Origin of the sequence: Leptolyngbya sp. PCC 6406 (assembly GCF_000332095.2) — a bacterium.
Taxonomy (GTDB): domain Bacteria; phylum Cyanobacteriota; class Cyanobacteriia; order Phormidesmidales; family Phormidesmidaceae; genus PCC-6406.
On the sequence record NZ_KI913949.1, the window covers coordinates 884,566 to 890,532 of the forward strand.

Genomic DNA, 5,967 nt, shown 5'->3' on the forward strand with positions numbered 1-5,967 from the left:
ACACCCCCTCACCCCCTCACCCCCTCTCAACCCGATGAATCTGACTCAACACCTGCTGCACTTCAAAGGCATCAGGAGCGTCAGGGGCGGCTTGCAGATAGCGCTTGAGGTCGGTTTTGGCGCTGTCAAGCTGGCCCAGGCGATAGTGGATGAGACCGCGATCGCGCAGGTCATGGAGGGAGTGGGGAAAAACTAGCAGAATTCGGTCGATGGCGGCAAGGGCGCGGGGGATATCTTGACGGTGGAGGTAGATACCCTTGAGGTTGGTGAGCATTCGCACCAGAAAGGGACGGGGACCAATGGGGGCTAGGTGCTCCGGTTGCAGATGGGCAGCCTCGCCGTAGAATTCTCGAATCAGGGCATGACAGTCTTCTTCAAAAAGCACTTCCCCCTGGTGGAAGACATCCACAAAAATGGCCATATCCTCTAGGGTAGGGCGCACCAGAAAATGCCCCGGCATTGCCACCCCCGCCATGGGAAATCCCACCCGCTGGGCCAGTTCTAAATAGAGCAACGACAGGGAAATGGGAATGCCCGTACGCCGATCCATCACGTCATTTAAAAAGCTGTTCTGGGGATTGTAGTAATCTCGCTGATTGCCCTGGAAATTGAGTTCACTAAAGAGGTATTGGTTGATGGCGCGGATTACCTTCAGAGGGTAGCGGCCCTCCGGGAGACGGGCGGCCAATTCTGTCCCCATCTGGTCTAGGCGTTGAAGATAGCTGTCGCAGTCTAGGTGAGGATATTCTTCCTGGGCAATGGCCAAAGCTGCGATCGCAAGATTCATCTCCCCATCCGGCTTCTCCACCTCTGCTTGGAAGCGCTGCCGTGCTGCAATAATGCCCATCCCTCCCTCCCCACCGTCATTCTGACTCTATCGGCAACTCAGACCCATAGTCGCTGCCAGTTCCATACCGTAGCGCATCCAGCCAGCGATGGTAGCGGTATCGCGCCCTAGGGGGCAAGCCTTCTGCCCAGGGTTGGAGCCCCTGGGTGAGGGGATAGAGACCGCTGTAAACCCCTAAGGCAAGGTAATGGGGGAGCCAACGGACCACGGCGGGCAAGCCCACCTGGGGCAAAATCTGGGCCACTAGAGCTGGGTGCTTCAGGGAGGTCAATCCTAGGGTTTTGGCCAGTGCTAGGAATTGCACCACATCCTGGAGAAAGGGCTTTAAGGTCGCGTCCCCGAGGGTCGCCATATCAGCAAAAATGGTGGCCAGAGTACGGTTGATCTGCTGGGGATCTAGGGTTTGATCCAGCCCCACCGCCATGGATTTCTGGAACAGCCAGGTGACGGATAGGTTGGGCTGGTAGGGTTGCAATCCTCCCAGGTCCGCCGCCGTCAGGCAGTCCTGCTCCAGAGCTTCATGAATGCCCCGCGTCAACCGCTCTAGGTGGCGTACCATGGCCCCAAAACCGCCAAAACTGAGGGGAGACTGGCTACCACTGCTATCCCCCACCGGCAGCACCCGGCCCCAGGGATAGGTCAGGGGGCTCTGGCGGTAGCAGGGAAAGAAACCAAACAGCGCCCGCTCGATGGTGAGATCCCCTAAGGCCACCTGTTGATAGTCCGGTAGCCAGCGCCAGTAGTCGTCAAAGAGGGCTTCTAGGCTGGGGCGTTCAGGCTGGGCATCCACATAGGTAAACAGATAGGTGGTGCGCCCATCCCGTGCGGGGAAGGCTTCCCAAAAGTACTGACACTGGTGCTGGATGGGGGTAAAGGAAACGATGAGATCGCCGCTGTCGTTCGTTGGAAACCCCGTAGCGCAGGTGCCCACCACCAGACACACGCCGTCGGGCCGTTGTCCCCCCCGCACCTGGTGGACAATGGGGGAAAAATGCCCCATGGCATCCACCAGAAGGCGGCTGGTCAGGGTTTGGTCCCCGGCTTTCATCACCACCCCATTGGGATGGACCACTGCGCCCCCAAAGGCGGTGTGCTCCAAGAGGGTGCCCCCCGACTCAAGGAACCGCTGTTTCAGCGTCTCCAATAAATACACCGGGTCAATGCCCACATTCAGCACATCTCGCACCCAGAGGGGCTCACCCGCCCCAAACTGGACTCGGGCGGGGTTGTATTCACTTGCGATCGCAGTTTCCAGTTCCCCAGCACTCAGAAGCCCTAAGGCCACCAGGCTCTGCATTTCTAGCCGAGAAATGTTCCATTCCTGCTGTCGCCCCCGCAGCGCCCCCTTTTCCACTAGCGCCACCCGCCACCCCCGCTGGGCCAGGGTAGCTCCCAGCAAAATCCCCAGCGTGCCGCCGCAGATCACCACATCCCAATCCGGCTGCCCTAGGACATCGGCGGATTGGGTCACGACAGAATCATGGGCAATCCGCCCCGTTCGGTAGCTTTCCCACAGGCGATCAGCTCCCCGCAGGGCATCTAGGCTCTGAGGTAGATGGGACAACATCTCAGTAGTAAGGGAAATCAATGGGGTAATCCCGGAACAAAATGTGACAATAAAAAATCAGTATTTCTCAGGGCGCTAGAGTCCAACCTAGAGCAAATACTAAGACATGGCTTTTAGGGCGCTACAGGAGCTTTACGGGAGCCATAATCCACGGGGTAGGAGTTTTGAGATATGGCCGAATCGCCACAAGCGTCGCCGCCGCAGTCGCCGCGTGACAATCCCTTTTGGAGTTATCGTGACCCCCTGACAGGCCGTTGGCTAACGGTAATGACTACGAAACAGTGGCAACAGAACCTGGCTCAGACCGCCTTTCAGCCCAAGGTCCGGCGATCCTCGTGAATTGCTTATATACAGTATTGTTCAGATCAGATCCTAGTACACCTAGGCTTAAATAGGCTTGCTATTCTGTCGCACCAGTTCCCTATTTTCTAGTCCCCTCTCCCCCTCGGAGAAGGCTAGGGTGAGGGACCGAGGTGTGCCACGATAGAACGGTTAGAGTATTTACGCCGCCTAGCACTAGGCAGCATAAGTCCACACGCCCTAAACTTTAGATCGTAAACTTTTGTTATGTGATCTAAGGGTACTGCAATGCTTCTAACCCGTCGGAACTGGCTGGTACGTCTATGGACCCTGGGGCTAGCGGTGATATTAACCTGGGGGGCTTGGGCTACAGAACCCGCGATCGCGCTTGGCGGCCCCCAACCAGAGCTGAATACCCCAGCTCCAGCCTTTACCCTGCCCACCAATTCCGGGGACGGTGAGATTTCCCTCATGGACTACCGGGGGAAATGGGTTGTCCTCTACTTCTACCCCCAGGACTTCACCTCCGGCTGCACCCTAGAAGCCAAACGATTCCAACAAAACCTGGCCGCCTATGAAGCCCGAAATACTCAGATCTTGGGCGTCAGCGCCGACGATGTGGCCTCCCACGAAGACTTTTGCGACGCGGAGGGACTGGCTTTCCCCCTACTATCTGACACCGATGGAGCCGTGAGCCGTGCCTATGGCTCCTGGCTCACCGGGCGATCCCTGCGCCATACCTACCTGATTGATCCCGAGGGCATCCTGCGGCAGCGGTTCCTCGGCGTACGCCCCCCCATCCACAGCACCGAAGTATTATCAGCCCTCGACAGTCTGCAACTGTCCTAAGGTTGAATCTGCACGGAGGGCTGCTATGGCATTGAGGAGTTCCTGAGTCTCCTCTAGGGGATTTCCATGAACTGGAGGCGGGGCAACCGCCTGGATCGGCGTTTCTATCTCTAAAATTGAGATAGTTGCAAAACCTTTAAGGAAATCTGCTCCATGAGCACAATGGCATTGACCGACGAGAATGTGGAAAAGGTGCTGGATGAAATGCGCCCCTACCTGATGGCCGACGGTGGCAATGTAGAACTGGTGGAATTGGATGGTCCCGTGGTGCGCCTACGCCTACAGGGAGCCTGCGGTTCTTGCCCCAGCTCTGCCATGACCCTACGCATGGGCATCGAGCGTCGTCTGCGGGAATTTATCCCTGAGATTGCTGAGGTTGAGCAGGTGGTGTAGGAGGCTAACCGTTCGATCGTGGCACACCTTGCTCCCTCACCCTAGCCCTCTCCCAGGGGTAGAGGGGACCGGAAAATGTTGGACTGGTAGCGGCTTGGTCCCTCACCGTTCGGCTGAGCGTTCGACTGAGCTCACGCCGAAGTCTCACGCCGCAGCCCTAGCCCTCTCCCAGGGGTAGAGGGGACCGGAAAATGTTGGACTGGTAGCGGCTTGGTCCCTCACCATTCGGCTGAGCGTTCGACTAAGCTCACGCCGAAGTCTCACGCTGCAGCCCTAGCCCTCTTCCAGGGGGAGAGGGGACCGGAACATGTTGGACTGGTGTGGCAGAATGGTAAGCCTATTTCGGAGCGTCAGGCCATTGCAAAAAGTTTTACTTTGGCAATAATGTCTGTATGACGACACAGCTCTCGACGGCAGAACTTCAAGCTACCGAGGCCCTATTGCAGGGCTATGGGCCTGCACAACCAGCCTTGGCGACCCTACATCAGCACCAGGGCGATCTGGAAAGCAGTCTGGAGGATCTGGTGTCAGCGGCGGCGGCGGCTGCGGTTTATGGGGAGGATCGCAAAACCCTGCGTCAGGTGTTGCTGGCCAATCTGCGGCGGGAGGTGTGCGGCGATGACAGCTTTCGTGAACGGGTGGAGGAGTACAACAAAAACCCGACCAAGGCGGCTTTGCTGACGGGGTTGATTGTCTACGTGGTGGATCTGATTGCGCTGCCGTGGATGAGTCCCGCGATCGCAACAGTTGCTGTGCTTTGGGTGCTAAAGATTGGCTTGCGTACTTTCTGCGACTACACCGAACCCGGTGAAGTTTAAGGGGATGGGTGATAGTAGATGTTGAGCGGTACCCACCCTACATTTCGTTCTGCAGGGGCCGAGTCCGGCGTACAGCCATACTAAATCCTAGGCATCTTTTGCCATTAGGGAACGAAAACCGGCCTGAAGGAAGTGGCGATCGCTAGTCACTGCATCAGTTAAATTTTGCTGTTGCATCACCACGAAAGAAATGCAGTCAGTCAGGCCCCAATCTTTATCAGGGCGAGATTGATAAAGGGCTAAGGCTTGTGTGAGCAGTGCGGTATTGACGCTGACGACGTTGATGTTTTCGGTGCGGTAGCACTGCTGAATAAATTGGACTGCACCATTGCGGTTGAGAGCACTCAAGGCATTGCCGACTTCCACCAAAATGGCTTCGGTAAGCCAAACTTCTGAGGCGGCACGAATGCGAGGAAGGAGCTGTTTAGCCTGCTGATGGTAGTCATCACGAGGATTCAGCAATGCCTGAATAAAAGCAGTGTCCAAAAATAGACGCTCGCGGCTCATGATTCATCTTTCTGGCGTTTGGCTGTGCTGTAAAGGTAATGATCATGCTCTGCTGACCAGTCAGCGGGGGCTTCAACGGTGCCCGCAAGAGATTCGAGCACATCCCAGGCGTTGCCAGGGGGCTGGAAATGTTGTTGTCGGAGCTGTTCGATATACTCTAGAACCTGTTGCTGTAGGTCATCTGGCAACGCATTCATCTCTTCGATGACTTGGGTAATGATCTGGCTACTCATACGAACTCCTCTAGGCTGGTTGTTTGCTTGAGAATGCCAAGCTTGTCAACCACAGTCTTTTGGCTGCTAGCAGCATCCAGCGTCTTGAGAAACTTGTCGGCAGATTTACTCAGCGTGGGTGCGGCACAAAATCAGTGTAGCCGTAGGATGGAGGGGTTGTCGCTGGGGGTGGGGCAGAGTGCAGAAACCCGGTTTCTGGACAGACGGTATGGTGTGCCGTGAGAACGGTTACTCAGTCTGCGTAGGTTGGGTGGAACGAAGTGAAACCCAACAGCGGTCGGCCATGTTGGGTTTCACTTCGTTCCACCCAACCTTGTATGTAAGCGGCCTGCCATCGAGAGTTATTTTGGAAGCAGACCGTCAGGGGAGAACTCCGAACCCAACCCCAAGCCTTCAAGCTTGTTTCGTAGATTCATTGAGCCTCCCCCCTCCCCCAAGGGCATCGCCAATCAG

General features: G+C 56.5%; 8 protein-coding genes. 4 read left to right on the top strand and 4 right to left on the bottom strand.

What is annotated here, in order from left to right:
* Positions 1 to 16: 16 nt before the first annotated feature.
* Positions 17 to 847 (bottom strand): SirB1 family protein, encoded by an 831-nt coding sequence (locus LEP6406_RS0204095; RefSeq protein ID WP_008309597.1) that lies wholly within the window; start codon positions 845 to 847, stop codon positions 17 to 19.
* A 16-nt stretch (positions 848 to 863) separates the two neighbouring features.
* Positions 864 to 2,435, bottom strand: coding sequence for a hypothetical protein (locus LEP6406_RS0204100; RefSeq protein ID WP_008309595.1), 1,572 nt, complete (start codon positions 2,433 to 2,435; stop codon positions 864 to 866).
* 150 nt (positions 2,436 to 2,585) lie between these two features.
* On the opposite strand from LEP6406_RS0204100, the gene LEP6406_RS33510 reads away from it, so the two are divergent.
* From LEP6406_RS33510 to LEP6406_RS0204115, 4 genes are all read left to right on the top strand, one after another.
* Positions 2,586 to 2,753: a hypothetical protein gene (locus tag LEP6406_RS33510; RefSeq protein ID WP_008309593.1), complete on the top strand. Its 168-nt coding sequence runs from the start codon at positions 2,586 to 2,588 to the stop codon at positions 2,751 to 2,753.
* Positions 2,754 to 3,002: 249 nt separating this feature from the next.
* The gene (locus LEP6406_RS0204105; RefSeq protein ID WP_008309591.1) at positions 3,003 to 3,563 is read left to right on the top strand and encodes a peroxiredoxin; all 561 of its coding nucleotides are present in this window, start codon (positions 3,003 to 3,005) and stop codon (positions 3,561 to 3,563) included.
* 162 nt (positions 3,564 to 3,725) lie between these two features.
* A complete protein-coding gene (locus LEP6406_RS0204110; protein WP_202807567.1) occupies positions 3,726 to 3,956 on the top strand; it encodes a NifU family protein in 231 nt (76 codons plus the stop codon).
* 392 nt (positions 3,957 to 4,348) lie between these two features.
* Positions 4,349 to 4,774, top strand: coding sequence for a hypothetical protein (locus tag LEP6406_RS0204115; RefSeq protein ID WP_008309587.1), 426 nt, complete (start codon positions 4,349 to 4,351; stop codon positions 4,772 to 4,774).
* An 87-nt stretch (positions 4,775 to 4,861) separates the two neighbouring features.
* Here the strand turns inward: LEP6406_RS0204115 and LEP6406_RS0204120 are convergent, their stop codons facing one another.
* On the bottom strand, positions 4,862 to 5,281 hold the full coding sequence (locus LEP6406_RS0204120) for a type II toxin-antitoxin system VapC family toxin (RefSeq protein ID WP_008309586.1): 420 nt from the start codon (positions 5,279 to 5,281) through the stop codon (positions 4,862 to 4,864).
* Positions 5,278 to 5,514 (bottom strand): DUF2281 domain-containing protein, encoded by a 237-nt coding sequence (locus LEP6406_RS0204125; protein ID WP_008309584.1) that lies wholly within the window; start codon positions 5,512 to 5,514, stop codon positions 5,278 to 5,280. The genes LEP6406_RS0204120 and LEP6406_RS0204125 overlap by 4 nt, the downstream gene beginning before the upstream one ends.
* Positions 5,515 to 5,967 lie beyond the last annotated feature (453 nt).